The 24,274-nt window shown below is 52.5% G+C and carries 35 protein-coding genes; 3 read left to right on the forward strand and 32 right to left on the reverse strand.

Translation table 11 applies throughout. The features are described 5' to 3' along the window. Nucleotides 1-2: 2 nt before the first annotated feature. From C816_RS14530 to C816_RS14670, 31 genes are all read right to left on the reverse strand, one after another. A complete protein-coding gene (locus C816_RS14530) occupies nt 3-1,631 on the reverse strand; it encodes a recombinase family protein (RefSeq protein ID WP_016323159.1) in 1,629 nt (542 codons plus the stop codon). Then, nucleotides 1,628-2,482: a recombinase family protein gene (locus C816_RS14535; protein ID WP_016323160.1), complete on the reverse strand. Its 855-nt coding sequence runs from the start codon at nt 2,480-2,482 to the stop codon at nt 1,628-1,630. The genes C816_RS14530 and C816_RS14535 overlap by 4 nt, the downstream gene beginning before the upstream one ends. Further along, a complete protein-coding gene (locus tag C816_RS14540) occupies nt 2,482-4,071 on the reverse strand; it encodes a recombinase family protein (protein WP_016323161.1) in 1,590 nt (529 codons plus the stop codon). The genes C816_RS14535 and C816_RS14540 overlap by 1 nt, the downstream gene beginning before the upstream one ends. 111 nt (nt 4,072-4,182) lie before the next feature. Continuing rightward, entirely contained in the window at nt 4,183-4,338 is a 156-nt protein-coding gene (locus tag C816_RS24320) for a hypothetical protein (RefSeq protein ID WP_016323162.1), read from the reverse strand. A 110-nt stretch (nt 4,339-4,448) separates the two neighbouring features. After that, nucleotides 4,449-4,823, reverse strand: a complete 375-nt coding sequence (locus C816_RS14545; RefSeq protein ID WP_016323163.1) for a type II toxin-antitoxin system PemK/MazF family toxin — start codon at nt 4,821-4,823, stop codon at nt 4,449-4,451. Nucleotides 4,824-5,395: 572 nt separating this feature from the next. Continuing rightward, nucleotides 5,396-5,782: a hypothetical protein gene (locus tag C816_RS14550; RefSeq protein WP_242832208.1), complete on the reverse strand. Its 387-nt coding sequence runs from the start codon at nt 5,780-5,782 to the stop codon at nt 5,396-5,398. Nucleotides 5,783-6,308: 526 nt separating this feature from the next. After that, on the reverse strand, nt 6,309-6,527 hold the full coding sequence (locus tag C816_RS14555; RefSeq protein ID WP_016317159.1) for a hypothetical protein: 219 nt from the start codon (nt 6,525-6,527) through the stop codon (nt 6,309-6,311). Between the two features lie 46 nt (nt 6,528-6,573). Continuing rightward, on the reverse strand, nt 6,574-7,176 hold the full coding sequence (locus C816_RS14560) for an ImmA/IrrE family metallo-endopeptidase (RefSeq protein ID WP_016323165.1): 603 nt from the start codon (nt 7,174-7,176) through the stop codon (nt 6,574-6,576). Further along, on the reverse strand, nt 7,173-7,562 hold the full coding sequence (locus tag C816_RS14565) for a helix-turn-helix domain-containing protein (protein WP_016323166.1): 390 nt from the start codon (nt 7,560-7,562) through the stop codon (nt 7,173-7,175). Before C816_RS14565 ends, C816_RS14560 begins: the two co-directional genes overlap by 4 nt. Before the next feature lie 151 nt (nt 7,563-7,713). Then, entirely contained in the window at nt 7,714-9,021 is a 1,308-nt protein-coding gene (locus C816_RS14570) for an SMI1/KNR4 family protein (RefSeq protein WP_016323167.1), read from the reverse strand. A gap of 75 nt (nt 9,022-9,096) precedes the next feature. Continuing rightward, the gene (locus C816_RS14575) at nt 9,097-10,056 is read right to left on the reverse strand and encodes a helix-turn-helix transcriptional regulator (RefSeq protein WP_016323168.1); all 960 of its coding nucleotides are present in this window, start codon (nt 10,054-10,056) and stop codon (nt 9,097-9,099) included. 66 nt (nt 10,057-10,122) lie between these two features. After that, nucleotides 10,123-10,890 (reverse strand): hypothetical protein, encoded by a 768-nt coding sequence (locus tag C816_RS14580; RefSeq protein ID WP_016323169.1) that lies wholly within the window; start codon nt 10,888-10,890, stop codon nt 10,123-10,125. Beyond that, on the reverse strand, nt 10,887-11,432 hold the full coding sequence (locus C816_RS14585; RefSeq protein WP_016323170.1) for a hypothetical protein: 546 nt from the start codon (nt 11,430-11,432) through the stop codon (nt 10,887-10,889). Before C816_RS14585 ends, C816_RS14580 begins: the two co-directional genes overlap by 4 nt. Before the next feature lie 21 nt (nt 11,433-11,453). Beyond that, entirely contained in the window at nt 11,454-11,879 is a 426-nt protein-coding gene (locus tag C816_RS14590; protein WP_016323171.1) for a hypothetical protein, read from the reverse strand. Between the two features lie 11 nt (nt 11,880-11,890). Next, nucleotides 11,891-12,157: a hypothetical protein gene (locus C816_RS14595; protein WP_040655681.1), complete on the reverse strand. Its 267-nt coding sequence runs from the start codon at nt 12,155-12,157 to the stop codon at nt 11,891-11,893. A gap of 5 nt (nt 12,158-12,162) precedes the next feature. Further along, nucleotides 12,163-12,567: a hypothetical protein gene (locus tag C816_RS14600; RefSeq protein WP_016323172.1), complete on the reverse strand. Its 405-nt coding sequence runs from the start codon at nt 12,565-12,567 to the stop codon at nt 12,163-12,165. 36 nt (nt 12,568-12,603) lie between these two features. Further along, nucleotides 12,604-13,401 carry a hypothetical protein gene (locus C816_RS14605; protein WP_016323173.1) on the reverse strand — a complete coding sequence of 266 codons (798 nt, stop codon included), beginning with the start codon at nt 13,399-13,401 and terminating at the stop codon, nt 12,604-12,606. A 43-nt stretch (nt 13,402-13,444) separates the two neighbouring features. Next, a complete protein-coding gene (locus tag C816_RS14610; protein ID WP_242832209.1) occupies nt 13,445-14,197 on the reverse strand; it encodes a hypothetical protein in 753 nt (250 codons plus the stop codon). Continuing rightward, nucleotides 14,194-14,409 (reverse strand): DUF7668 domain-containing protein, encoded by a 216-nt coding sequence (locus tag C816_RS23795; protein ID WP_155979028.1) that lies wholly within the window; start codon nt 14,407-14,409, stop codon nt 14,194-14,196. The genes C816_RS14610 and C816_RS23795 overlap by 4 nt, the downstream gene beginning before the upstream one ends. Before the next feature lie 148 nt (nt 14,410-14,557). Further along, the gene (locus C816_RS14620) at nt 14,558-15,232 is read right to left on the reverse strand and encodes a hypothetical protein (RefSeq protein WP_016323176.1); all 675 of its coding nucleotides are present in this window, start codon (nt 15,230-15,232) and stop codon (nt 14,558-14,560) included. After that, nucleotides 15,226-15,759 (reverse strand): hypothetical protein, encoded by a 534-nt coding sequence (locus C816_RS14625; RefSeq protein ID WP_016323177.1) that lies wholly within the window; start codon nt 15,757-15,759, stop codon nt 15,226-15,228. The genes C816_RS14620 and C816_RS14625 overlap by 7 nt, the downstream gene beginning before the upstream one ends. A gap of 30 nt (nt 15,760-15,789) precedes the next feature. Beyond that, nucleotides 15,790-16,788: a DKNYY domain-containing protein gene (locus C816_RS14630; protein ID WP_207636933.1), complete on the reverse strand. Its 999-nt coding sequence runs from the start codon at nt 16,786-16,788 to the stop codon at nt 15,790-15,792. After that, the gene (locus C816_RS24325) at nt 16,785-17,114 is read right to left on the reverse strand and encodes a hypothetical protein (protein WP_161910675.1); all 330 of its coding nucleotides are present in this window, start codon (nt 17,112-17,114) and stop codon (nt 16,785-16,787) included. The genes C816_RS14630 and C816_RS24325 overlap by 4 nt, the downstream gene beginning before the upstream one ends. Before the next feature lie 177 nt (nt 17,115-17,291). Then, the gene (locus C816_RS14635) at nt 17,292-17,729 is read right to left on the reverse strand and encodes a DUF3879 family protein (protein WP_016323179.1); all 438 of its coding nucleotides are present in this window, start codon (nt 17,727-17,729) and stop codon (nt 17,292-17,294) included. Nucleotides 17,730-17,779: 50 nt separating this feature from the next. After that, nucleotides 17,780-18,541: a DUF4367 domain-containing protein gene (locus C816_RS14640; protein WP_016323180.1), complete on the reverse strand. Its 762-nt coding sequence runs from the start codon at nt 18,539-18,541 to the stop codon at nt 17,780-17,782. 194 nt (nt 18,542-18,735) lie between these two features. After that, the gene (locus tag C816_RS14645; RefSeq protein WP_040655685.1) at nt 18,736-19,173 is read right to left on the reverse strand and encodes a hypothetical protein; all 438 of its coding nucleotides are present in this window, start codon (nt 19,171-19,173) and stop codon (nt 18,736-18,738) included. Nucleotides 19,174-19,322: 149 nt separating this feature from the next. Further along, nucleotides 19,323-19,886: an RNA polymerase sigma factor gene (locus C816_RS14650; RefSeq protein ID WP_081646370.1), complete on the reverse strand. Its 564-nt coding sequence runs from the start codon at nt 19,884-19,886 to the stop codon at nt 19,323-19,325. 85 nt (nt 19,887-19,971) lie between these two features. After that, the gene (locus C816_RS14655; RefSeq protein WP_016323182.1) at nt 19,972-20,598 is read right to left on the reverse strand and encodes a hypothetical protein; all 627 of its coding nucleotides are present in this window, start codon (nt 20,596-20,598) and stop codon (nt 19,972-19,974) included. After that, nucleotides 20,595-21,152: an RNA polymerase sigma factor gene (locus tag C816_RS14660; RefSeq protein ID WP_016323183.1), complete on the reverse strand. Its 558-nt coding sequence runs from the start codon at nt 21,150-21,152 to the stop codon at nt 20,595-20,597. Before C816_RS14660 ends, C816_RS14655 begins: the two co-directional genes overlap by 4 nt. Nucleotides 21,153-21,276: 124 nt before the next feature. Next, nucleotides 21,277-21,669, reverse strand: a complete 393-nt coding sequence (locus C816_RS14665; RefSeq protein WP_016323184.1) for a helix-turn-helix domain-containing protein — start codon at nt 21,667-21,669, stop codon at nt 21,277-21,279. A 143-nt stretch (nt 21,670-21,812) separates the two neighbouring features. Further along, a complete protein-coding gene (locus C816_RS14670) occupies nt 21,813-22,283 on the reverse strand; it encodes a hypothetical protein (RefSeq protein ID WP_016323185.1) in 471 nt (156 codons plus the stop codon). Nucleotides 22,284-22,415: 132 nt separating this feature from the next. Between C816_RS14670 and C816_RS14675 the strand changes: the two genes are divergently transcribed. The 3 genes from C816_RS14675 (at nt 22,416) to C816_RS14685 (ending at nt 23,443) form a co-directional block, all read left to right on the forward strand. Then, nucleotides 22,416-22,763, forward strand: a complete 348-nt coding sequence (locus C816_RS14675) for a helix-turn-helix domain-containing protein (RefSeq protein ID WP_016323186.1) — start codon at nt 22,416-22,418, stop codon at nt 22,761-22,763. 112 nt (nt 22,764-22,875) lie between these two features. Next, nucleotides 22,876-23,145, forward strand: a complete 270-nt coding sequence (locus C816_RS14680) for a type II toxin-antitoxin system Phd/YefM family antitoxin (protein WP_016323187.1) — start codon at nt 22,876-22,878, stop codon at nt 23,143-23,145. Beyond that, nucleotides 23,132-23,443: a type II toxin-antitoxin system RelE/ParE family toxin gene (locus tag C816_RS14685; RefSeq protein WP_016323188.1), complete on the forward strand. Its 312-nt coding sequence runs from the start codon at nt 23,132-23,134 to the stop codon at nt 23,441-23,443. Before C816_RS14680 ends, C816_RS14685 begins: the two co-directional genes overlap by 14 nt. A 265-nt stretch (nt 23,444-23,708) precedes the next feature. Here the strand turns inward: C816_RS14685 and C816_RS21960 are convergent, their stop codons facing one another. Next, nucleotides 23,709-24,266, reverse strand: a complete 558-nt coding sequence (locus C816_RS21960; protein WP_016323189.1) for an SMI1/KNR4 family protein — start codon at nt 24,264-24,266, stop codon at nt 23,709-23,711. Between the last annotated feature and the right edge of the window lie 8 nt (nt 24,267-24,274).

The raw sequence follows: 24,274 nt of genomic DNA on the forward strand, positions 1-24,274 counted from the left end.
CCCTATATCGTCTGGGTGATCTCCGTCCCATCCTTGAAGCAGATGAGCAGGGTGTCCTCGCTGACCACCTTGATATTGCTGACCAGCTGGCGGACGGTGACCTCGTCAAACTCCGTAATGGTCCCAGCCGTCTGCTCCAGCTCGTTGGCGATGTCCTCCATCCTCCGGTCGAACGCGGCGGCGGTTCGGCCCTCACGCTCCAGTTCCGCTTTCTTCGCCATCAGGGAAGTCTTCGCTATATTCACCCGCTGGATCTCCTCGTCATATTCCAGGCAGTCGGGGCCGGCGCTGACGGCCAGCTGGAACAGCTCCAGCTGACGCTCCGTGAGGCTGCGGATCTGCGCCTCCAGCGTCGGCAGGGACAGCTCCCCATCCTCCCCGGCGAGGGCGGCGGTGATGCTGGCCTCCAGCGCCTCCTTTGCGGTCTGGGCGTGGAACAGCTCGTTCATGGCGGCGGTCACAGCGGCTTGGATGTCCGTCTCATTCCAGGTGGGGGACTTCTTGCAGATCTTTTTCCCATGCTCCAGGCGGTTGATGCACCGCCAGACGATCCGCTTACCCTCGGGCCGGCTCCACACCACCCGGCGGTAGGGGCTGCCGCATTCACCGCAGACCAGAAGCTCACTGAGGACATACTTGCCGCAGTATTTGCCCAGCTCCGTCTTGGCCTTGGAGGAGGTCTTTCGCAGGCTGGAGCGCCGGGCCAGCTCCTCCTGCACCCGCTGGAAGGTGTCCCGGTCGATGATGGCGGGGTGGCACTCGTGGACGTAGTATTGGGGCAGCTCCCCCATATTCTTCCTCTGCTCATGGGTGAAGAGGTCCGCCATGAAGGTCTTCTGGAGCAGGGCGTCCCCGATGTATTTTTCGTTTTGCAGCATTTTCCTCACCACGCTGTCATGCCAGGAATCACTGCCCTGGGCGGTCTTGACGCCGTCCGACATCAGGTCGCGGCAGATCTGGTGGACGCTCTGGCCCAGCAGGTATCGGGCGAAGATCCTGCGAACGATGGCCGCCTCATCGGGGTCGATCTCCGGCAGGCCGTCCGGCCCCTTGCGGTAGCCGAGGAAGCTGGCGTAGTGGTAGTAAACCTTGCCGTCCTTGAAGTTCCTCCGGTGGCCCCACTTCACGTTTCCGCTGAGGGACTCGCTCTCCGCCTGGGCCTGGCTCATCATGAAGGTGAGGATCATCTCGTTGTCCATGTAGAGGGTGTTGACATTTTCTTTCTCGAAGAAGACGCCGATTCCCTTCCGCTTCAGCTTCCGGACGGTGTCCAGACCGTCCAGGGTGTTGCGTCCGAAGCGGGACACCGATTTGGTAATGATGAGGTCAATTTTACCCTGGTCGCAGTCCCGGAGCATCTTCAAAAACTCCTTGCGCCGCTTCATGGACGTGCCTGTGATGCCCTCGTCCGCGTACAGGCGGACCATAGTCCACTCCGGTGTGGCGGCGATCTTCTCGGTGTAGTAGGCGATCTGGGCGTTGTAGCTGTTGAGCTGCTCCTCGCTGTCCGTGGATACCCGGCAGTAGGGAGCTACCCGGAGGTGCTTCTTGTGAATGTCCCGCTCTGTAAGCTGGGGATTGGGAGGAATGACGGTGATCCGCCGCTTCTGGGGAGTCTGTTGTGTAGTCATGTGGTTTGCTCCTTTCCTATCATCGTTCCGTTGGTCAGTTCCAGTTCTATGTAATCCTGTCCGCCGATGCGGATGGCCTTTACCGCCTTTGCCAGCAGTTCCCGCAGGTTGCTGTCACTGACGGGACCGGTTTCCAGGCGCTCCCGAAGTGCCTCCATGTCATGGACTGGCGTGAGATCCGGCAGGACGGCGTACCGCTCCGCGGCGGCGGCGAAGATCAGCGTCTTCGTGTAGTCGGGGTTGATGTCCGGGCGGTTGAAGCACAGGTTCAGTTCATTCTGGATGCGCAGGGCGTCCGTGGAGGGGACAGCCTCCGGTATGGGAGGCTGGGTCAGCAGGTCGGGGGTGTCCGCCAGATGGCGGAGCCGATGGGATATCCGTTTCTGCACCTCCTCATCGCTGATGTGGACGATGGCACCACAGTCCGGGCAGACCCAGCGGGGCCGTCCATGGGACTTGGTGTCCCGCGCGATTCTGCTTCCGCATACCGCGCACACGGCTTTCTCCCGAACAGGATTCAGCGCAGCGGGGCAGGGAGCGTAGTCAGTTTTGTCCTCCCTCTGGATTTGCGCCGCGAGGAACTCCTCATCGCTGATGAGCCGGGGATAGACGTCTGTCCCCAGATACTTCCCATTCTCCAGAATCCGCTTGACCATGTGCTTATTCCACTGGCTGGTATGCTGGTGGTAGGGGATGTTCCCTCTGCTCATCTCCTCCGCGATCCTGCCGAAGGAGGCCCCCGCCAGGTAACGGGTGAAGATGTTCTGAACTGCGTCAGCCTCCGTGGGGCAGGGGACGGTTTCGCCGCCCCGCACCATGTAGCCGAAGGGGGTCTTTCTCTGCCATGCCATTACCGTACCGCCTTTCCAATCCGCTCTGTCAGCTCCAGGCCGTTGAGCAGGGTGAATTTCAGGGTGTCCGCCGAGACGATCACGATCCGCCTGACCAGTGACTCGAACAGCTCCTGGCTGGGTTCCCCCAGCCACTGGGGGCCGTCCTCCAGGCAGTCCAGCATGATCTCGGTGTCCTGGATCTGGGTGTCCTCGCCGGTGGAGTCCATGATGCGCCGGCGCAGCCGTCTCAGCGTCCTCAGCTTCTGTTCGATCTCACCCTGCTGGGATAAATAAAGAGCAGGATCAACGTACCCTTTCGACTTCAGTCGAACCAGTACGAGATTCTGCTCAGACAGACGGGCGATTTCTTTGTCGATGTCGCTGATTTTGCAGTTTGTGCGCAGTTCCCGCTCCCGCAGTTCCCGGAGCTGCTCCAGCACGGTGCGCAGGATCGTGCCGCCATCCGCTTTCAGCTTGTGGTAAAGCCGAAGCAGAGCCGCTGTGATCTCCGCCTCCGGCACCTGGGGGACGGGGCAGCGGGACTTGGCGTCGTCATGGCGGTTGCACACCCAGTAGGTCTTGCCGTTGGTGACCTTCCTGCGGCAGACGGAGCCGCAGTCTCCACAGACAATCCGTTTGCTGTAGACCGACGCCTCCGGCTTGGAGGCGTTACCGGCGAACTGCGTCCGGCGAAGGGCCATCAGGTCCTGCACCCTCTGGAAGTCCTCCTTGGACACAATGGGCGGGTGGCAGTTCTCCACGAAGTACCGGGGCTTCTGTCCCCGGTTCGGCACCTGCCGGAAGGGGATGGTATCGGTGGCGAAGCTCTTTTGCCAGAGCATATCGCCGGTGTAGGAGACGTTGGTCAGGATGTACTGCACCGTGTTTGGATGCCATCCCTCCCGGCCATGGCCCCGGACAGCCCCCAGCTCATTCAGCTCATGGGCGATATCCGCCGTCCCCTGGCCCTTGAGGTAGGCGTTGTAGATATACCGGACGATCTCCGCCTCCTCGGGGACGATCTCCAGCTCCCGTCCCGCCAGCCGGTAGCCGTAGGGAGTGGAGGGAGGGACGAAGATCCCTTTCTCCATCCGCATCCGAACGCTGACCCTCATATTGTTGGAGTGGTTGGTGGACTCCATCTGGGAGAAAGCGCCGTAGATCTGGGCGATCTGCTCGGTGGTCATCTTCCCGGTGTCGATGTTCTCTTTCTCGAAGCAGATGGAGATGCCCAGCCGGAGCAGTTCCCGCACATACCGGATGTAGTCCGTGGTGTTCCGGGCGAAGCGGGAGGTGGACTTGACCAGCACCCGGTCGATCTTCCCGTCACGGCAGTCCGCGATCATGCGGTTGAACTCCTCACGCTTCCGGGCCTCCAGTCCGGACAGCCCCTCGTCGGCGTAGACGTCTACCAGCTCCCAGTCCTCCCTGGAGGAGATGAACTTGGTGTAGAAGTCCACCTGGGCCATGTAGGAGTTGAGCTGGTCAGCCGAGTCGCTGCTGACCCTGGCGTATGCCGCAACCCGGAGCTTCGCCGCCTCGGGCTTCCTGGGGTCAATGACGGTAATTCTCGGACGCCTTGCGGCAGTAGTGTTTGTCTGTACCATATCTTTTTTGACCTCCTTTCTGCGACACACAATATCACAAGTTTTTTGAAACAGCTATTCACCAATACCAACCAAAAACAGCCCCCAAAACCAAGCAGAATGTACCTGTTCTCAAGCAAAAATCAAGGTGGGCCGGAGCCGCCGCTTCAGCTCGGTCCTGGCCCGCTCCGTCTCCGCTTCCGACAGGAGCTTTCGCTCCGCCATGCCCTCCAGCATCCGAAGAGCGGAGAGAAAGGTGACGTTGTCCCGCAATTCCTTTGTGGTCATAATATTAGCGCCCTCCTTCGTATGAGGGCCGCTCATCGGGAGCCGTGAGCGGCCCCAATGAGTTGATAAATAAAACAGCAGAGACACACTGTCTCCGCTATGTATATATTTTAGCAATATGTTTCCGCAAGCCCCACGCTGACGTGCAGCGCGGCGTCCACTTCCCGCATCTTGTCCTCGCCCACGCTGCCCATGTACTCGCCCAGACGGGACTTGTCCAGCGTCCGAACCTGCTCCAGCAGGACAGTGGAATCCCGGAACAGGCCGCAGGCCGCGCCCTTGAGCCGCACATGGGTGGGCTGGCGTTTGCCCTTGACGTACCCCGTAATGGCGGCGGCGATGACGGTGGGGCTGTGGTGGTTGCCCACGTTGTTCTGGAGGATCAGGACAGGCCGGATGCCTCCCTGCTCCGAGCCGGTGACCGGCGTGAGATCGGCGTAATAGATATCGCCCCGCTGAATGGGACGGGTCCTCTTGAAATCCATAGTCGTTTTCTCCTCTGTTTTGAAAAGACGGGGCCGCTCCTGCGCAGGTTGGCGCAAAGATATTGCTATCCTTTTTGCGGAGAGCGGCCCCGCTTTCTTATCGTTGATCATTTGCTGGCTCTATTCGACACTACTTCCCGAGCCTTGGGCGGCAGTCTGGAACTGTGCTGGCGCACATCACGGGCGTCTCACCCCTCCGAGGTTCTCTCCGAGCTGCCCCCATTGCGTGATCCTGCGTAGCAGGGCTGTGGCTGGGCAGGAGTATCATTGTGTTCTGACGGGGTCATTGCGAAACAGCTTGCCAGGGCTGTTTTGGGATGGATGGGGACCGCTGGGCACCTTATTTGGCCGTCTTTGATAGCAGAAGTGAAATTCACTGCAATTCGCTTTCTCCTACAGGTGGTCTTGGCGCATCCTCCATATCGCTTTCCGTTTCTCACACGGACCGTCAGGGAACGTATTCCAGTTGCCGGATATGACCGCAGGGCTGCGGTATTTGTCAAAGAGCAGAGAGAGGAGCCGAGTTTGCCCTCTCATCCCTTTACTACAACCTCCGGAGCCTGAAACCGAACTTATTTTTTCAAAAAATCTAAAACAAATTTTTCGAAGGCCGCTTTTCGCTTTTGAACAGCCCGGTCGGTGAGCTGGTATTTTTTACATAAACCGTTTGTGCAGGAACGCTTTGCCCCGGCCATGTAGAGATCCATCAGCTCCTCCGCCCAGGGCTTCCAGGCCCGTAACGCGCGCTTCAATTCTTCGATGAGAACCTGATCCGCTACAATGCCCTCGAGATTGAATTCAGAGGGAACACATTCATGCAGCGTCTCTACATCAGTATCCGGAACTCCTGTGTCCAGAGACTGATGCGTATAACTCATACCAATCTTGCGTTTCTTCTGGCTGACCGTATTTTTGCTGTTCCACTCCCGATATTCAGCGGCGGTTGCCTCAATATACATGCAGTCCAGTTCTCCGCCGTCTTCAAAGCAGTCTTTTACAAAGAGCCGGCGTCTCTCCAACGGCAGCCGCCTGTTTTCCTTCAGAATGGCGTCCCACTCCTCTTGTGTCGCAGCGGCAAGCTGCCGGGTACCGTTGACCTGCTTATAGACCAAATATGTAAATTTCATTTGGGTGATCTCCAATCTCAAAATTTGGGGGAAAGGTGCGGTTTTGAGATTGGAGGTCACGGGTATTTCGCTGTATAGGGCTGCCAAAAGTGCAGAGACATAAAAATCCTTTCCGCCTTTCAGCTGGCGAAAAGGACAACAAAAAAGGAGCCTTACACATAGCTAAAAAGCTACCTGTAAGGCTCCGAACGCGATGGCTCCCGTAGTTACATCCCTGATATCCCGGCCTGCCGCGGCCCGAGTATCGGGCGGGGCCGGTCAGGAGAGGCAGTGTAGTGCGATGTGATACGCTGCCTGCTCGGTGATGACGGGCGGTTGGTGCGCTTGACTAAGTATTGGGGTTGAGGGAGAGACGGGATCACGCTCCCGCCTGCTGCTGCTCAATATTTACTTCTCTCTGAAATATCATGCCGATCTGTGCCCCGCATTTTGGACATTTGGTGAACCACTCCGCCTTGGCGGACTGCCGTGGCCCGAAGAGCCGCAGGTGCGCGGGATCTGTCTGGCTTGCCGCGTCCAGAATACGGCCCCGGTGACAAACCGGGCAGTAGATCGTGCGGGATTCCTTCTCCTTCATTTCCACCTCCTGCTGTTCCCTTTTTAGTGAACATAACGATAAAACTTTACAGCAGTCGGTGGTTGGTGAGCCGGATGCGCATGGCCTGCCTGGACACCTGAAACACATCGGCCATATCGTCGATGAGCTGGCCGTCCTGACGGCCTCCCCGGAGCTGGTAGAAGCACCGCTTGATTTGGGCGATGGGCATAAGGATGGCGGAGCCAAGCATATTGGCCTGTATCTCCAAAATAGTCTCGGACTGCTCTGTAATCATAGCCGCGCTCCGGCCTGTGCCGGTGTACAGCTTTTTGTGGAGTATCCAATGGGCCAGCTCGTGGGCGCAGGTAAAGCGCAGACGGCCTGTGCTGGCGTCCTCCTCACAGAGCGAGGCGTCAATGAGAATGGTGCCGGCTCGGACAGGGAAGAGGGTGTACTCCCGGTTTTCCATGTCATACACCGCCTCCAGCCCTTCGTCAAAAATGGTCTTGCCCAGGATGCGGCCATTCTTCCGGAGATACTGGTACTCCAGGGATACGCCGTGGGCCTCGATCATCTCCTCAATGGGGACGGCGGCAGGGGAACCGTAGTACAGCGCGGAATCATAGCCGCACAGCACCTTTCGCGCAATATTTTCAAGCACCTGTTCCTGATAATAGATATTTGTCATGGTCCATCCCTCCTGTTCTTGGACGTCCGTTTAGTGATACGGTCAATAAACTCCTGCCACTCCTCGTCAGTGGCATCCACCTCCTTGGCGGTGCGCAGAGCGGCGCGGACGATGTCCCGCTCCATGATGTACTCCGGCAGGTCTGCCGGGACCTTCATTTTGTGGGATGCGGCTGCCAGATCCAGAAACAGTTCCCGCTCCTCCTTGCTCAGATGCAGTTCCTCTGCCAGCCTGTCCAGATGTTCCTTGGCCGGCGCAGGTTTACGGTCTGTTTCGATGATGCTCATATATACGGGAGACAGGCCCAGCCGTGCGGCCAGCCCCCGGAGGGAAATTCCCAGCGCCATCCGCTTCTGGCGGACAAAGGCGCCGAATGTCTGATTCATTTTGCATACCCCCTTTATCGTTTACCCGGTAGTAAACGGCTTGACCATAGTATATCGTGTCTCTGTTCGATTGGCAAGAGGGCAAAAATGAGGTGTCCCCAGTTGGGAACACCTCACGAGGTTTCGACAAATTTTGTCACGTTTTTATTTCTTACTGCTGTTCCTTTGCCAATCCAACCTGTCGGATATCCAATGTTTGAAGAACTTCTTCGTGCTCTAATGGGCAGAAACGAAGATCAACTTCTTCTAACTTTGGCAGTTTCAGCAACATTCGGCAATCTGTGAAATTTGTGTTGTAGAGGGAGAGCATCTTAAGATTTTTACATTTAGAGAGAAAAGAAAAGTCATCTACAATGAGGTTTTCAATACGAAGGGTTTGCAGATTAGGCATTTCCTCAATAATAGACCAATCCGCCGGGTCCAGATAAAAACTCGATGGTAAGTTGACAGGAATTGGAGCGTGGGCTGTACCGTCCGGTTCTATAATCACATCTCTTAAATCCAGAGTTAGTCCCTTTGTTTTTCCTATCGCCTTCATCCAGTCGTAGCGAACTAATAATCTCTTTCCATACATTCTCTCTATTACCCGCGCAATCAAAGGATGAATGTGGGTGCTGTTTGGCGGGTCAATGCCTTGATCAAAGGTCACTTCAATATGATATGGACCCTTGGGAACATATTTCAGGGTTGGCTTTTCAAAAACAGGCTTTGCCTGCGGTGCGGGTTTGTTCCGATTGGCGGTGCATAATTCCTGATATTCCCCGTTGTTGTAATAAAGGTACAACGTCTCCCGCTTATCATCCAGGCAGGCAGATAACAGGCCCCGAAACTCCAGGAGCTTGCGGTCAATCCCCGCCTGAGACAAAGCGGAATTAATCTGAGTAGAATCTGTCAGCCGAACGCCTCCGTTGTAGCCATAGGCTGCATCCCAAAGCATGGACAGCAGGAAGGCATCCAGATTATCGGCGCACTTTGCAAAAGAGATGTAGTCGTCGTTGGTGGAGATATACAGCGGCGGGTCAGATAAACCAGCTTGCAGGTCGCTCAACCGATAGCCAGCATTCCAGACGCCCTGATTTTCACACCAGAGCAAGACATAATTATCTGTGATTGCAGACCACTTTTCTTGTGGAAGTTGCCATAGAGCAAAATAGCCGTTGTCTTTATAACGATTTTCCTGGCCCTGTTCCTTAGCCTCCTGAAATTCCTCCACCCAATCTTCCAAGGTATCTTGAATATAAGAATAAGAAGTGACAATTCCCTTCGGTGGGCAGTTGATATGATTGTGTCGGTTGTTGATGGGATCGAGGCCATACGTTTTCAGAAAATCCCGGTAAATAGTTGGAAGAGCTACACCGATAGTTTTCTCTGCTGTTTGAATATCCGCCTCAGAGAAACCTTGATGTTCCCCTTGACAGAAAAAATCCATCAATGTTGGGATACTGACTTGGTATTGCATGACTAAGTGATCTCCTTTCTATTAACTGCTCAATGCTCTTATCTCCATTCAACTGTAAATTTGGATGGAGACTTATCATTGTAGCCACATTGCCATCTCTCTCATTTTCGCCGCAATCTCCTCCGGTTCCATGATACGGATTTTCCCGCCAAAAGTAAAGACCCAGGCGAAAAAGGGCGGGCTGGGCGCAACATCCACGGTGGTCTGGAAGTGCGCCCCGTCTACGATCTCTGTCTGCACCTCCTCTCCAAAACGGTCAACAACGCTGCGCATGGTGCTGTTCTCGCACAGCAGTGTTATCCTCCGGATGTCAGCGCCGAACATCCCGAACACCTGGTGTACGTACATTGCTGGATCGAAGTCCTGCGCTGGTATGGCCTCCTGCACCAGCAGTTCCACAGCGGTCATGCGGTCTACACGGAACTGGGCCAGCTTGCCGTGTTTCTCCGACCAGCCCACGGCGTAGTAATAGTCCCGGCTCCAGATCAGGGCATAGGGGCTGAACTCGTACCGATAGCCGTCGTGCTTGAGGACTTTTTCTTTCTCTGCGGTGTACTCTATGTACTGGAAGGCGATCCGCCGCTTCTCCTGGATGGCGGTGTGGATCATGTCCACCGCATAGTAGATCGCCTCGTTGTCCTGCTTCACTGTGCCCTCCATGTAGACAGGGCGGTTGAGCTGTTTGGCCTGCTCCTGGCTGGTGAGGGAGGCCAGCTTGCGGATCAGGCTGGCGCTTTTCTTCCTGGTGATGAAGTGCGAGGACTCCACCGCATCCACCAACAGCTTCAGCTCCGGCAGCTCGAACAGGCGGGAGCCGACGAAGTAGCGGTTCTGGGTGCTCTTGACACAGACAACGTCCACGCCTTGGTCAATCAGGATCTGGATGTCGCTGTACACACTCTTGCGGCCGGCCTGGATACCGTGGGATTCCCAGAATTGGAGGATGTCTGAAACGGAGGCGGCGTGCTCCTCATCTGTAAGGGTGCAAAGATACTGCTGGAGCAGCAATATCCGAATTTGCGCTTCGTTCTTCATAGGTCACCTCCGGTTGTTGGAATGCGTTTTCAGCTATGGCTTTTCTCGGCGTTAAGCTCAACCGTCCTACTGCTTTTGATATGTCATAATTCGGCTATTTCTACTGTCGCCTCTATCAATTTTGGCAACGATCAGCAGATGCTTTTCCTCGTCGTATGCACAGCCACAAACGGCATCCGCTCCATACTCAGATTTCTGCTTTAATAAAGCATCCATGTCAAGAGTGGGAAAATCCTCTTGATATGCTTCATCCACAGTCCAGCCCATTTCTTCCAGAACGAGAGTGGCTGTATCATACTCCCCGCAACATAAGACATCGCAAATGGAGCGCATCAAAAAAGCAGACAAATGACTATCAAGCATGTTCCACTCCGTTATGGAATTTTCTTCGATTAGAATGTAGACAGGGGGATCAACTTGTTCGATCTCTCCGAGGCAAATTCCGAATTTTGATATTCCGGCACCATAGTCGCTTCCGATCTGCAAATAGTTAGGGACATAACTGCCCCATTCTACTTTGGGAAGTTTGTAAAGCTGATAATACTCGTTATCGGCATATTTCTGGGGGTCCTTTTCCCAATATTCCTTATCTCCGTCGATCCATTCCTGGATACTGTCATACGAGAACCAGCAAAAGTCCCGCCTTTTTGTCCAGATGTCGGCGGTCTCAAATAAGGTGCTGTCCGCCGCCAAACTCCAAAATTCAAACAATGCGGGAGGCAGCTTCAGATTCTTTTCACGCTCTGCCTGCAAAAGAGTATCTTTGCCAACTGGTTCTGTATAGCCTAATAGTTTTAGGATTTCAACTGCGGTTAAATCATACCGAAAGCTCATAATGTTCTTCCTCCATTTAGATTACTTTGCTCCATCTTAAAAAACTTCTGTCTGCACGCCGGGCACTCCGATGGGATCACCAGCGGGCAGAGCTTTGTCTTCACACATCCGATCCGCATCTGCCGGAGGGTATAGCAGCACTCCTTGTTCCGCATTTCCTCATGCCTACCATCCGGGGCGTAGTAGGGGAAAGGCTGTCCGCAGCAAGGGCAGTGCCAAAAGAGTTTCGCCGTATGCCTCAGCCATCTGGCGAGGAAGGCCAGGGGCAGCAGCGCAAAGGATACCATAGAGAGCAGGAACGCCATGGCTCCAACTCCCTCCAGCAGAGCCTCCTTGCCCCAGAGCAACGCCACAACACCCGCTGGAAAGTTGCTGAGAACCAGCGCCACAAAGCCTCCCCACTCTATCAGGAACAGCGCCTGGGCGAAGCGGCGGCACCAGCGGAACCGGGGCGGCATCTGCGGGTATATGTAGGAAAAGGGCGCGGCCTGGTTCTTCTGCTGCCACCTATAAGCGGCAAAATCGTCTTCTTCGCGTTTCATACGCTCTGTTCCCTCATAAGGTCAGTACTCCTCGTCTTGATTTCGCAGTTCTTCCTCAATGTCCGCCATGGCCTCCGGACTGACGAAGCCCTCCACCTCACGCTCTATGCCAAGCATTGTCTCCCGCTCAATCTCCCGGTTGCGCTGGAGTATATTATGAAAAAATTCACGGCTCATAGGCTCTGACTGCCATGGGGCAGGAGTGTACCTGTGTTCCTCAAATAGCTCCGTTTCAATACCGGCCTTGTCAAATTCCCTCAACAGCTTTGCCATCCGGCGCTCACCGTCATATTTCTCCATGTCGGAGAGGAATACATAATCACGGGCCTGGATCTTGCCTCGAAGTTCTGATAGGGACTGATTGGGAAAGTGCTTGCGGAGCAACTTTAGAATCGCCGCATCCGCAGTGGCTGTTTTTAACTTGATACCATACCTATGTTCAAACATATTTGTCCCCCTTAGTTCTCTGTGGTAAGAAATTTGTCCCATCCCTGTTCAAGAATTTCTTGATGTGTAGGCATTCCTTCCAGTCCAAATTCGTCAAAGGTGGCTTTAGCAGGATCGTTGATGTCTTCTGGCGACGGCCACGCTGACATACATTCTTCACAACAGACCGCCAATGTTCCATCCGCCGTTTTCATAATAACCTGCCAGCCTTGATTGCAAATGGGACACCATCCCACCTTGAATTGGTGTTCATATTTGTACCGCTCAAAAATATCCATGTGCTTTACTCAAACTTTCCAATGTTAATGTTTCCCAAACATAATATCGCGTCTTCGTGTGTAACCGCTACAACCCAATTCATATCTCCATCGAAAACGCAAGCATCGACCTGATCCCAAGGCTCAAGATTTTCTACAAAGCATACAACATCTTTTATTGTTGTGCCATAGAGCATCTTTTCTCTTTCATCGTAAAAGAAAACCTCTTTATCAGATGGGAGTGCTATATCTTGAACAGCCTTCAATGGCAGGCATATGGGCTTACAAATAAATGAGTTCCACATCAAAACATATCGTTTGAATTTTTCTTTGTCAACATATCGCTCCATAAATCTTACCAAAATGGCCTGAGCTTCATCCGAAGTATAGCGCGTTGAAAATTTCAGTCTTGAATACTCCAAGTTTTCCATACCCAAATCCTCCTCGTCCGCACTATTGGAATTGGCTCACTCGCCAGCACTTTCGGCAAGTGGGATCTCATAAACCTTTTTCTCTAAATACTCCCAGTTTTTGTTCCCAACTGATTCATAGGATGTCCAGGCTACCCTGATCTGATTTTCTGAGAGATAAAACTTGGCACGATCCTCTACGCCGCTGCCATCCATATTGGGTTCGTCCACATAGTCAAAAGTGTAAACGGTATGCGGCTCTGCCCAGTCCCCAGTGTCCCGGTAGTAGAGTTCCGCACTTTGGGCAGGCGTTTTCAGCAGGCCAAACAGTTTTTCGCTCTCCGGCTCACCCGGCTTGTAAAAATAGCACCGCGTTTCCCTTGAAGTGATGTAACATTCGTTTTCCCCCACCTCGGCCTGGAACAGAATATCTCCGGTTTCCATATCCAGCAGCAGCAACGTACTTTCTTTCAGACAGCCATCGAGGTATCCAGAGTGATGGGGTGTGTTCCACAGTTCACAGCTCACCCAAACGGTATTTTCCTGATCACCCGCCTCACCGCGGACCACACTATGGCCCAGCTCCGGGTACTCATACAACACTTCGCCGTTTTCATCCAGAACCCATAAATCATAGGAGCGGTTTTTCTCAAAATTCTCTGATTTCCCACTCGTCAACTGATAGGGCGCACCTTCCACCGGCACAACGTCTTCCCAGTCACACGGCCCGCGGGACAGGCCGGATGGGTAGATGATCTCGTAAGATGTGCCCGACTCCGGATTGCAGCCGGTCAGCAGGGCCGGGAGCAGCCCCAGAAATAAAAACAGCGGTATCCATTTGCGAAATTTCTTCATAACCGATCTCCCCTATCGAAAGAAATGCTCCCATGTTTTTGGCTCACTCGCCACGGGTGGGGAAGTCGTGTTCTGAAATCACCTCGCCGCTGTCAGCATCTTTCACGGTCACATGGACGGCCCATTCATCACCGGGGATGCCGCAGAAAATTTGATACTGGCCTATATAGTTTGCGGGCCACGCTACACCGTATGAATATCCCAGCAGCGCGTCCATGTCGCTGGCAGTATAAAGCGCAGCATCCATAGTAACAACAGCGGCCCAAGGTATTCCATTTTCGTCAATCTCAGTATACTCTACGGTTTTGATAGACTGCGGAAAATTGCCCACTCCATACGCATAACATCCAGTATCATAAGTGTCTTTTTTGAAGTGTTCAAATTGTTCTGGGGTAAAAAGATAGTCCGCTGTTCCATCTTCATTTGCCACGATGTCCGTAATACGTTCATCAGGGGGATTTGTGCTGTGGAAATCTGCGGCTAACTCTGATGCCGTAGCACCAGAAATCCAGATAATAGAGGATGGCATCGTGACAACAATATATCCATCCGCATTTGTGTCTGGGGTATAGCTGTTTGTGGGCGACACATAATTCACACTGGAGGGTCTGTATTCGGTGTTATTGTCGGAGGGGGTATTTGCCCCGTCCGCGCCGGACGCATCCTCCTGCGGCTTGCCCCCACAGCCTGCCAGCGAACCGAGCAGGAGCAAAAGCGACAGGGCAAGCGCAGCCCCCTTTTGGTATCGTCTTTTCTGTTTCATCGTACCTGCAAACCTCTCTTTCTTGGTGCTCAAAGCACATGAAGATCATCAATGATAAACGCCAGATGGTTTCCACGTTTCCTAATATCCAGTTGCAGTGTCAGGTCGCTCTCCCCATCAGGATACCAGAGGTTAATATCGACATACCAGCCGGAGCCGTCCCGGTATTCGCCTACATACGCCGATTCTTCAAAATAGGTGTCCGGGGGCATAACGGGCAGCTCCTTGGAGTTGTACTCCTTCAAAACGCGCCTGATATCCTGTTCGGATACTCTTGTAAGAGCGTGGCGATCTTCCAGCGGTCTATAATGGCCGCTGACAATGCACTCCATTGCGATTTTGCATATCTGAGCACTCTTTCTGATTTCAGACGTTTCTTCCTTCCGCATCTGCTCACTCACCGCGGGTGGGGAAGTCGTGTTCTGAAATGACCTCACCGGTATCAGCGTCTTTCACAGTCACATGGGCGGCCCATTCATCACCGGGGACGCCGCAGAGAATTTGATACATTCCGATGTAGATAGACGGACCTACCGTTACATAGAGAGAATTTACCAGTTCCGAACTTTCGTACAGTTTTTTATCAACGGATACGGCCAGCGCCCACGGTATTCCGTCCTTGTCGATGTCTGCATATTCTGTAGCTTTGATAAACTCCGCCGGGAAAGTATTTGTTGCGGCATCAATCAGTTTCCCCGACATATAGGATGTCTCTTTTATCCGCTGGAATTGTTCGGGCGTGAGAATGTAATTAAAGCTCCCGTCCTCATTTGCGGTGATATTCGTCCAATAGAGCTTTGCGATTTCTTCCTCGCTCATTCCAACAATCAGTGCTTGATGTTGTGCCTCTAATTCTTCTGCGGTGTTTCCACCAGTAAGCGTAATGGGCATTGTAACAACAATATACCCATCCTCATTCACCGGGGGCGTGTATGTATTTGTCGGCCCGTCCGCGCTGGACGCATCCTTCTGCGGCTTGCCCCCACAGCCTGCCAGCGAACCGAGCAGGAGCAAAAGCGACAGGGCAAGCGCGGCCCCCTTTTGTAATTGCCTTTTCTGTTTTACCATACCTGCGAACCTCTCTTTGATTTTTTTGTGAATATCAAGACACACCACCCTAACCCATACAGCAGGACATAGGCCCCCGCCAGCGCAAAGATAGTGGTGTACTTTTGCCGGAGTCCGGCGGTGTAGCTCCCGGCGCTCTGCTCCGGCTCCACGGTAATGTAAGTTCCGTTCGCCGGGATACGCAGCACCCGGCGCTGCACCGTCTCCCCGGCCTCCACGACCCGCTGGCCGTGATCCTTAGAAAATGCCTCATTGCTCCAATTGTAGCCGCTGCCGTCCGTGGCCCGGTAGTAGACCATGTAGACGGTCTTGGTGGAGTTCATGCGGCGGTCACGGCTGCTGGCCCCGGTGTTCTTCACCTGGACCGGCAGAACGTCATAGGGCTGGAAGGTGAGGACTCCTATATCTTCGTAGTCCTCCGCCGGGCGGATTTCCAACAAGGCTTGCACGGCAACGTACAAGGATGCCGCCGAGAGGATCAGCAGCAATATCCCGGCTACGGGGATGATGGTTTTCAGTCTGCGCATAAGTACCTCCTGGGAAAACATTAACAATACTCATAAGTGATTCGCCTCCACATCCTTCTTCTTTGTTACTACCATTCTGTAAATATAATGGTACTTGTCCTCTGCATAACCATCTTCCAGCACTTTGAAAGAGTTCCGATCTACATTCAATAAGCGGTTTCTCCAAAAGACGTGCTTATCGTCACAGGCGTATCCGTCACTTAACAGGGTAAATGCCTGCGGTGTGGTATCCAAGAGTTCCCCCTCCCCAAATACCCGCACTCCATCGCTGGCATAGGAATATCCCAGCAAAGTAAATGCCGCACCATCTGCGTCAAGCAGTGTGCCATTGTAAAACACCTTCTTGCCATCGCTGGCATAGCCATCCCCTAATATCGTAAAATCCTGCACCTTGGTTTTTAATAGTTGATCTCTCCAAAAGATGTGCTTATCATCCCGGGCATATCCATCACGAAGTACAGTAAAGGACTGCGGAATTGCCCTTTTTACCGTTACTTGACAATAATATACACGTTCATCATCTTTTGTATAACCGTCAGACAGGATTGTAAAGGCAACCGGATTTTTACACGTTTTCAGCCGGACAGCATAGCTGGTTTCAGTAGAGTGAGTAAAAAAATACACAAATTCAGAATCTCTTCCATAACCCGCCGGGCCATACATGCCAACACCATCATCCAACACCTCAAAGGCTTCTGGATGCGCGATCTTTGCATCACCGTATGGAGTATAAATAACCTGGTGGTTGCCGATATAGGCCGGATTAAAGACGTGGAAGCCCTCCGGCGTGATACCGCGCAGTAGCACGCCTCTTCGGTAGACACGCTGCTTGTCTTTTATAAAATCATGGTTGAGGACTTCCATTGTGTCAACTTCAATTTTGACACGGCGGAAAATGTTTTCATATGATTGCTGTTTCGGCATAAAAGCCACTTCGCCGTCACACTCGCGGTAACCGGATGGTTTTCCATCGTTGTCTTTCAAAATACGCGCATATCCCATGGAATTAACCTCTTTATCTCCAATCATTTTAATTGGGGGATGCCCAAACTCCGAAGCCAGCCTTGCAGTTTTTTCACAGGAAAACCAGTAAATGTACACTTTTCTCCTGATCTGCTATGTATCGTCACTTTGGTTGCAAACAGATGTTTTCCAACTATAAAGCCTTTGATTTCTGACCGTCTCAATTCAATTTCCATGTGGGTTGTCCAGGAAATTTGAAAACACACCCTTTGGTTTGTAACAAAAATTGTTCCACGCCATACATCGCATGAACTCCCCAAAACTGGCTCCCAGTAGGCCATCATCCCTTGGCCGACTACTGACTCGCCTGGTTGAAGCTGAATATCTGCCATAGCTGTTTGTTCTCCCTTTAATTTCAATTTTCCTTTGATTATTGTTGTTAGGCATGATCCCATCCTCCTTTCTGAAAGTTTGAAATGAATGGACGATTGTTTTTGTAGTAGCCTGTATACTGTGCTTGGCAGATTGTTCTAATTCAATAATCAGGGAATCAATGATGTCTATCGGCGTTACGCCTGCATATCCACGCCCTGCCGGTAGCCGTCCAGGATGCTGGTATCAAAGGGCTTGCCCCAGTCCCAGCTGGGGTCCTGCTGGTGGACGTACTCGCCCAGCCGGGTGGCCTCACTGTGGAAGATCTCATTCAGCGTCCAGGAGGCGCTGAGCCGCTGCTCCGGCGCAAGAGACATGGTATAGTCCCGAATGACCTTGCTGATGTCCTCGCCGTCGCTGACCCCGTAGCCGTTCTTCATATGGTCAAAGGCAATCTGCTTGACCTGCTGCACCACGCCCTCGTCCACGGGGACCATCTTGCGGAAGTCGCCGGCGTCGTTCAGGCTCATGCCGGGCGTGCCGTAGGGGTTGACATGGGGCTTGCCCTGCTGCTTCTGGGCCAGCTCCCCGATGCGCTGCTGCTGGCGGTTCTGTACCATCTGTGTGATTGTCATAAAAGTAACCTCCTGATGATTTGATGATTGCGTTTCACTGATGTTACCCATTACTCATAAATAGAATCTATCATCTGCTTCAGCTCCTCCATGGTAATATTTCCGCCGATATAACACTCTGCCGGACCGTTGGCCCAGAGTGCCACAGGGCGTCCAGCATTGGTAGTAAGCAGATGTGTGATGCCCCCCGCTTCGTAAGGGATAGGGTCTCCTTCATCCTTTTGAAAATCCCAAAAATTATCCGGTCCTTGATTTTCGTCTTCCAGATAGATATTCACTTGAACGATCAAAAAATCCTCGCTCCGCTGATAAGAGGAGTGAAATACGATATCCTTACTGGCCTCATCACCATATATCACCAGATCATACAGCACAAACCCTTCTGGTAGCCATTTGGGAACTACAGAACGGTTTAAGCCGTAAGCCGTCAGTGCCTCTTGGAGATCCGTGTACTCTCCCGGCTCCTCTGGGATATGTAGGTCGTCCGGGTCTATGTATTCGATCTGCCCCGGCGCGAGGGTGATCTGCTCCGCCGTCCACTCGGCCAGCATCCGCCATATATCATAGCCAGCGGCGGCGGTTGCCACTGTGAGCAGCAGCAGGAGCGCTACCAGCGCCGCGACAAGCTGCCCGGTCCGCAGCAATCTGTGCCGGGCAGGATGGTCAGCCTGACGAATCAGATTCTTCATCTTTCGCTCAAACTCCGGGGAAAAGTCATGCTCCGGCAGTTCCTCCAGAAGATTACCGTACTCCAGACGGGCCGCGTCCAGCATTACCCGGCGGGCCAGGTCGTCCAATGCCTGATCTGTCACGGGAATCCCTCCTCTCTCGTTGTATCGCACTGGGGCGTGACTGCCCGGCAGCCACAAAATCCCCCTCTACTATGATTAACGCAGCGAGAGGCCGGATTCTCACAGGATTTTCAAAAATTTTTGAGAAAAATTTTTTACGATAATGTTATCGCACTGGGTCTGATTATTTTCATAGGTATGCACCTTTTGAAACGTCAAAAACTTATTTTGAACCAGAACCAATGTGCTATAATCCTCTCAGTTTGCTCATAGTTATCTCCGTCTGCTTCCTGCCATGTCCATCCATCCTCATTCTGAATAAAATTTAACTTTACCCCTTGAAAACCGATTGGTATATCATTTTCAGAATAATAAAATCCTTCGTATGTGGTTGCGGGTCCTATACCAAAACTATTTGTCAAAAACTCCATCGCTCCAACATCTTCATAGTAGTCCACCGACCAATTCCTATATGTTGAAACTATTTTGCCTACTTCCATAGTGTCACTAACGAATTGTGATAAATGCGCTTGATTTTCTCGGACATAACTAAAAATTTCCGACTTTGAGTCTTTTTTCTGTAATACCACTGTGAATAGAACCCCAACGATAGCAATAACACATAAGAATATCCCAAGATGTTTTCTTTTCATATCGCACCTCACAGTTTGAAATAATTCGGTAAAATCTCAAAAGCGAAAATCCGCCCCTCACTATGCTTAACGCGGTGAGGAGGCGGATTCTCACAGAAAAACCCAAAGTATCTGAAAAATTTTTGCGGCCTTTTGGCGCGGAGGATATTCTACGCCTCCAACAAGAACCCCTCCCGCTCCACAATATCCCGCAGAAGCTGACGTCCCCGGCTGATCCGGGTACTGACCGCCGTTTTACTCAGGCCCAGCTTGGCGGCGATCTCTCCATCGGAGTACCCGGACAGCAGTTTCATCTCCATGACGGCCCGGTAGGTCCGGGGAAGCCGGGCAAAGCTGTCCACCAGCGCATGGTAGTCGCTGATGGACTCCGACGGCTCGGCAAGGCCGTCCCAATCCTCCAGCGGGGCTTCTCCCTTCTGCTTTCTCTGGAGCGAAATGGCTTCATTTCTGGCGATGACCGCAACCTGCGGGGCCAGATCCTTTGCCGGAGTGTTCTGAAACCTGGAAAATTTTTTGATGATTCGCAAAAAAGCGTTATGCACCGCGTCCTCCGCGTCCTGGCGGTTGTGCAGGATGTCCTCCGCCACATGGTACATGAGGCCCCGGTATTTCAGATAAATCTGCTCAAACCGAATCTTTTCCTCCGGCGTGTCGAGCATTTGCAGATAATAGACCAGCATCGGCAGTCCCTCCCGTTCCCGGAATCTGGGCATGGTTCAGGTATATAACCTCTTATCTATTATCGGCAAATGGGGCGAAAAGTTAAGATTTGCGGGGTTAAGGGGAGGTTATGCGCACCTATGGCGCATCCGGTTCGCTGGGTTCGTCTGGAATTACCTTTTCTATATCTGCGGAATACTCTTCACCCTGTTCTGTGTTCCTGTGTGGATCAACGTACCCGTAGTCCCTATTTACTTCGGCATTGCCTGTAACATACCATGCAGGCTCGTTACCGTCCTGGGTCTGGAGCGCAGAATGGCTGAGCCGCTTGCCTCCCTCGAAAAAGAGAATTTCCGTCCATCCAATACTATCTATCTCGCCTCCAACCAAGATAACATGGGCAATATGTTGCTCATCAACAAAATCATAACGAAAATAGGTCGTTTCAGAGCAGTATTCCGTAATATCTGAATTATCAAGGGTGAAGTAAACTCGCCCGTCTCTTACCTCGGCCATGTCGTTGGCAACTCCCGACACAAACAAGTGGTTGTCGTCCCACTCTACAGAGCTGCCGTTCAACATCTCAAAAATCATTGGCATGGCAGTATAGCCCACCAGCATCAGTACCGCTACTGCTGCCGCAACGATCATCCATTTATGACGGCTATATGGTCCCGCCTTGCGTCCACAAATGGTATCCTCGCTACGCTCCAGAATATCGTCATCCACTGCACGAACAGCGGTGTATATGTCTATGCTTCTCATGAATACCCCTCTTTCGCAAGTTTTACTCTGAGTTTCTTCCGTGTCCGGCTCAGGATCACTGAGATATTGTTTTCTGTCAGGCCATACCGCCCGGCGATAGAGGCCACCGGCTCCGTGAAGAAGTACCGGCGCACGAACACATTCCCGTCCCGCTCCGGCAGGCCCCGGACGAAGCGCCGGATACACTCCTCCAGCTCCTTGACCTCGTATGCCGCCTCCGCGTCCGTCCCGCCGGCCAGACAGTCCGCCAGTTCATCCAGCACAAGGATGATCTCCCCGCCGCCGCGCTTCTCCGCGCTGCGGGCGTTGAAGCGGTTGACGGACAGATTGCGGGTGATCTTTGCCAGGAACATCCGCAACACATTGGGCCTCTGGGGCGGCATCGCGTTCCAGGCGTGGAGCCAGGTGTCGTTGACGCACTCCTCGGAGTCCTCCGCATTGTTCAGAATGTGATCCGCTATGGTGAAGCAGTAGGCCCCGTATTTGCTGGATGTTTCGGATATAGCGTCCGCGTTCTTCTGCCAGTACAGCTCTATAATCTGGCGATCTTCCATGCGATCCCACCTCTCTGCCTTTTGAAGGTCCCTTCACCCTATAAGACAGCAAAAGGCAGGCAAACCTTACATCAGTTTTCAAAAAATTTTCTACAGATGGTATAACCAAACCAATCCGCCAAACCTACGACTCTCTTGCTTCTTTTAATAGGTCTTCTGGAGTGGTATCAAACAGCTTCGCCAAAGCTATCAGGTTTGATGTGCTGGGATCAGAAATACCGCCTTCCCATTTTGACACCGCCTGTCGGCTGACCCCTAAATATTCCGCCACAAACTCCTGTGTCATTTTGTTATTGGTCCGATGATTTTTGATTACTTCTCCCAATGCTTTCTTGGATACTCTCTTTTCTTCGCGCACCTCACTTGATTTGTTATAAGTTCTTAGGGCTTTTATCAGCAAATAGGAAATATAGAGAACTCCCACAATGATTCCGTAAGGGATGATAACGCCCCATCCTGCAACAATGATGCAAAGAATGAGAACACATATAGCAATCTTCGCTGGTAAGAATTTCATAGTGACACTCCTTCTGATTACAAATTTGCGATAGGCCTATCAGCGATTATACTATAGCAAACTCACTCTGCTTTTTCTACCAACTATCGCGCAACTTTGCTGGTTGCAACGAGAAATGGAATACAAAAATCGAGAAAAAGTATCTATACAAGGACACTATACTCAGACACCCTCGCCAGATTTTTTACATGAATCAGCCCCTTTTTCTCTCTTTTCATGGCGTACTCCACCAGCTCCCACGCATTGCTGACCGTGTACCGGGCGTAGGCGATGAGGAACTGGCTGTTGTCCACCATGTATCGGTTGGCTCGGACGATTGCCAGCTTCCGCGGGACTGTCTCCATCCCTGGCGGATAAAAGGAGCCGTCGAAACCGGCGGGAGTAAAGGACCGCTCCGCTGGATGGTAGGGCCGCAGATAGAACAACAGGATATCCGGGTGCTGCTTCTTCGCCTTCCGGACGGCCTGTGCCGCCAGCAAGTCAAACCTACCATAATTGCCAACCACAAACTGATCCACGCCATCCTCCACGATGCGTGTCTCTATCGCGGCGGACAGGGAGGGGAGTATGCTGTCTGGAGCATCCCGGTGACCAATGAAAAAGCAGGTACTCATTTTTCTCCATATCCTTGTCAGATTTTTCTCCGCAGCTATGCTTATAAAGTCTGTTGCACTTACGGGTTATTATAACATAGCCAAGTTGCACTTACAATACAAGTATCTAAAAATTCGGGGGATACTTGCGGTATGATTGACTATAAAACGGTTGGGCTGCGCATTCGTGCGGTACGCCTGGAGAAAAAACTGACGCAGGAAAAGCTGGCGGAGGCCGCTGGGGTAGGGGTCACGCATATCAGCCACATTGAGACCGGCAACAGCATCCCCAGCCTTCAGGTCACGGTGGATATTGTCAACGCACTGGGCTGTTCTATGGACGAGCTGCTGTGCATGGACGTGGAGCAGGCCCGGCCTGTGCGGGACAGCTGGCTGGGGGAGCTGGTAGCGGATTGCAGCGATGAGGAAGTCAAGCTGATCACCGACACCGTTCTTGCGTTGAAAGCCTCCCTGCGTCGGCTGAACATCACGGAGCGGTAGATCTCTTTTCTCTGTGCTTCATCCCGCTGTTTCGGATCGTCCCTTTACGGGCTTGCATATCTATCAGGAAGATGATATACTAAGGGCATAAAAATCATAGGGGGGAGCAGATATGACGATCAGACCGTCCACCGCATTGCGCAACGAATATTTGCAGATCTCACTTTTGGCTCGTGAGTCCGGCGAACCGATCTTCATCACCAACAAGGGCGAGGCCGATGGCGTTTATATGAGCATTGAGGCGTATGAGGAGCGGGAGAAGATGCTGGCGCACCGGGCAAGCATCCTGGCGGCTGAGGCGGCGCGTCTGGCTGGGGTGCCGGCTGTCACACAGGAGGCGCTGGACGCCAAGGTGGAGGCGCTGCTGAATGGCAAAGTATAAGCTGGCGTATCTGCATCCGGCGGAGACGGACATTCTGGGGATCGTCCGGTTCCACGCCGAACAGGTCGGCCCGGCGTCTGCCAGGGAGATCTATCGTTCCATCCGTGAGCAGATCGGACGGCTTCAGGACTTTCCGATGCTGGGGCCGATCCACCCTGATCCGGAGCTGGCGGCGCTGAACTACCGGAAGCTGGTGCTGACAAAGACCTATGTTGCGGTTTACCGGCTCATTGATGATACGGTGACCATCTATCGTGTGGTAAACGGGAAAACGGACTATCCCAAACTGCTTAAATAGATAAAAGTACGGATATCCCGACGGATATCCGTACTTTTATTTTGAATGTAAATATAGGCATTTCGGTTTTCCAATTGGCACCACAGCGAACCGGAAGTTGCTGAACAGTCCTAAAGGCAATTTTAGATGTTTAATACCTCCAGCCGCAAGCCTCACACCTCCAGGACAGTCTACAAGAATGGATTTTCCGCTGTCAAGCCTATTAAGGGCCTGTCAGCGGGGGGTTGCTTTTTGTTTCCCTCCAGCGGAAGTTATAACGCCAACACTATACCACCACTTCTTCCTGCCGCATATTACCATACTTATCAAGTTCTACTTGCCACATCTCAATCAGTGCAGGAGTAATAATGTGGCCCCGCCCTCTCTCAATCAACGCGGCTTTTCGCTCCTCAATGGAACGCAGGGCCGCTTCTGGTAGTTTATCGCTTTTACATGCACGAATAAATGAGGAAAAATCATTCGCAATCAGCGAAAGTTTCATGCCTTTTTCATGGTCGCCAAAAAAGATGCTTTCATAGTTGTCGCTGGCGAAACAAATAAAAAGGATATTCCCAAAAGAGTCACAGGCAATCGGAAACAACTTCTGAGGTATCCATGCCGAAATCATTTCTTGGCTTATGGACAGGCCAACTGCACCTAAACCATAAAACCCTTTGATGTCTGACGAGATCCCTTTTGCTCTGAATTTGGTTTTTGGGGTGTAGCCGCCATTATAGCGCAGCAGAAAATCCTTGTACTGTTTCGGGAATGTGATGCTGTATCGGCTCTCGATTTTTGATATTTCGTCAGAAACGCCATCAGTTCCAAACTTAGCGATAAGCATATCCTCGT

It is taken from the genome of Oscillibacter sp. 1-3, assembly GCF_000403435.2.
GTDB lineage: Bacteria > Bacillota > Clostridia > Oscillospirales > Oscillospiraceae > Oscillibacter.

Excerpts from the sequence above, each read along its gene's own strand:
- C816_RS14530 (WP_016323159.1), bottom strand. The coding sequence starts at position 1,631 with ATGACTACACAACAGACTCCCCAGAAGCGGCGGATCACCGTCATTCCT.
- C816_RS14535 (WP_016323160.1), bottom strand. The coding sequence starts at position 2,482 with ATGGCATGGCAGAGAAAGACCCCCTTCGGCTACATGGTGCGGGGCGGC.
- C816_RS14540 (WP_016323161.1), bottom strand. The coding sequence starts at position 4,071 with ATGGTACAGACAAACACTACTGCCGCAAGGCGTCCGAGAATTACCGTC.
- C816_RS24320 (WP_016323162.1), bottom strand. The coding sequence starts at position 4,338 with ATGACCACAAAGGAATTGCGGGACAACGTCACCTTTCTCTCCGCTCTT.
- C816_RS14545 (WP_016323163.1), bottom strand. The coding sequence starts at position 4,823 with ATGGATTTCAAGAGGACCCGTCCCATTCAGCGGGGCGATATCTATTAC.
- C816_RS14550 (WP_242832208.1), bottom strand. The coding sequence starts at position 5,782 with ATGTATATTGAGGCAACCGCCGCTGAATATCGGGAGTGGAACAGCAAA.
- C816_RS14555 (WP_016317159.1), bottom strand. The coding sequence starts at position 6,527 with ATGAAGGAGAAGGAATCCCGCACGATCTACTGCCCGGTTTGTCACCGG.
- C816_RS14560 (WP_016323165.1), bottom strand. The coding sequence starts at position 7,176 with ATGACAAATATCTATTATCAGGAACAGGTGCTTGAAAATATTGCGCGA.
- C816_RS14565 (WP_016323166.1), bottom strand. The coding sequence starts at position 7,562 with ATGAATCAGACATTCGGCGCCTTTGTCCGCCAGAAGCGGATGGCGCTG.
- C816_RS14570 (WP_016323167.1), bottom strand. The coding sequence starts at position 9,021 with ATGCAATACCAAGTCAGTATCCCAACATTGATGGATTTTTTCTGTCAA.
- C816_RS14575 (WP_016323168.1), bottom strand. The coding sequence starts at position 10,056 with ATGAAGAACGAAGCGCAAATTCGGATATTGCTGCTCCAGCAGTATCTT.
- C816_RS14580 (WP_016323169.1), bottom strand. The coding sequence starts at position 10,890 with ATGAGCTTTCGGTATGATTTAACCGCAGTTGAAATCCTAAAACTATTA.
- C816_RS14585 (WP_016323170.1), bottom strand. The coding sequence starts at position 11,432 with ATGAAACGCGAAGAAGACGATTTTGCCGCTTATAGGTGGCAGCAGAAG.
- C816_RS14590 (WP_016323171.1), bottom strand. The coding sequence starts at position 11,879 with ATGTTTGAACATAGGTATGGTATCAAGTTAAAAACAGCCACTGCGGAT.
- C816_RS14595 (WP_040655681.1), bottom strand. The coding sequence starts at position 12,157 with ATGGATATTTTTGAGCGGTACAAATATGAACACCAATTCAAGGTGGGA.
- C816_RS14600 (WP_016323172.1), bottom strand. The coding sequence starts at position 12,567 with ATGGAAAACTTGGAGTATTCAAGACTGAAATTTTCAACGCGCTATACT.
- C816_RS14605 (WP_016323173.1), bottom strand. The coding sequence starts at position 13,401 with ATGAAGAAATTTCGCAAATGGATACCGCTGTTTTTATTTCTGGGGCTG.
- C816_RS14620 (WP_016323176.1), bottom strand. The coding sequence starts at position 15,232 with ATGGTAAAACAGAAAAGGCAATTACAAAAGGGGGCCGCGCTTGCCCTG.
- C816_RS14625 (WP_016323177.1), bottom strand. The coding sequence starts at position 15,759 with ATGCGCAGACTGAAAACCATCATCCCCGTAGCCGGGATATTGCTGCTG.
- C816_RS14630 (WP_207636933.1), bottom strand. The coding sequence starts at position 16,788 with ATGATTGGAGATAAAGAGGTTAATTCCATGGGATATGCGCGTATTTTG.
- C816_RS24325 (WP_161910675.1), bottom strand. The coding sequence starts at position 17,114 with ATGGCAGATATTCAGCTTCAACCAGGCGAGTCAGTAGTCGGCCAAGGG.
- C816_RS14635 (WP_016323179.1), bottom strand. The coding sequence starts at position 17,729 with ATGACAATCACACAGATGGTACAGAACCGCCAGCAGCAGCGCATCGGG.
- C816_RS14645 (WP_040655685.1), bottom strand. The coding sequence starts at position 19,173 with ATGAAAAGAAAACATCTTGGGATATTCTTATGTGTTATTGCTATCGTT.
- C816_RS14650 (WP_081646370.1), bottom strand. The coding sequence starts at position 19,886 with ATGCCCAGATTCCGGGAACGGGAGGGACTGCCGATGCTGGTCTATTAT.
- C816_RS14655 (WP_016323182.1), bottom strand. The coding sequence starts at position 20,598 with ATGAGAAGCATAGACATATACACCGCTGTTCGTGCAGTGGATGACGAT.
- C816_RS14660 (WP_016323183.1), bottom strand. The coding sequence starts at position 21,152 with ATGGAAGATCGCCAGATTATAGAGCTGTACTGGCAGAAGAACGCGGAC.
- C816_RS14665 (WP_016323184.1), bottom strand. The coding sequence starts at position 21,669 with ATGAAATTCTTACCAGCGAAGATTGCTATATGTGTTCTCATTCTTTGC.
- C816_RS14670 (WP_016323185.1), bottom strand. The coding sequence starts at position 22,283 with ATGAGTACCTGCTTTTTCATTGGTCACCGGGATGCTCCAGACAGCATA.
- C816_RS14675 (WP_016323186.1), top strand. The coding sequence starts at position 22,416 with ATGATTGACTATAAAACGGTTGGGCTGCGCATTCGTGCGGTACGCCTG.
- C816_RS14680 (WP_016323187.1), top strand. The coding sequence starts at position 22,876 with ATGACGATCAGACCGTCCACCGCATTGCGCAACGAATATTTGCAGATC.
- C816_RS14685 (WP_016323188.1), top strand. The coding sequence starts at position 23,132 with ATGGCAAAGTATAAGCTGGCGTATCTGCATCCGGCGGAGACGGACATT.
- C816_RS21960 (WP_016323189.1), bottom strand. The coding sequence starts at position 24,266 with ATGCTTATCGCTAAGTTTGGAACTGATGGCGTTTCTGACGAAATATCA.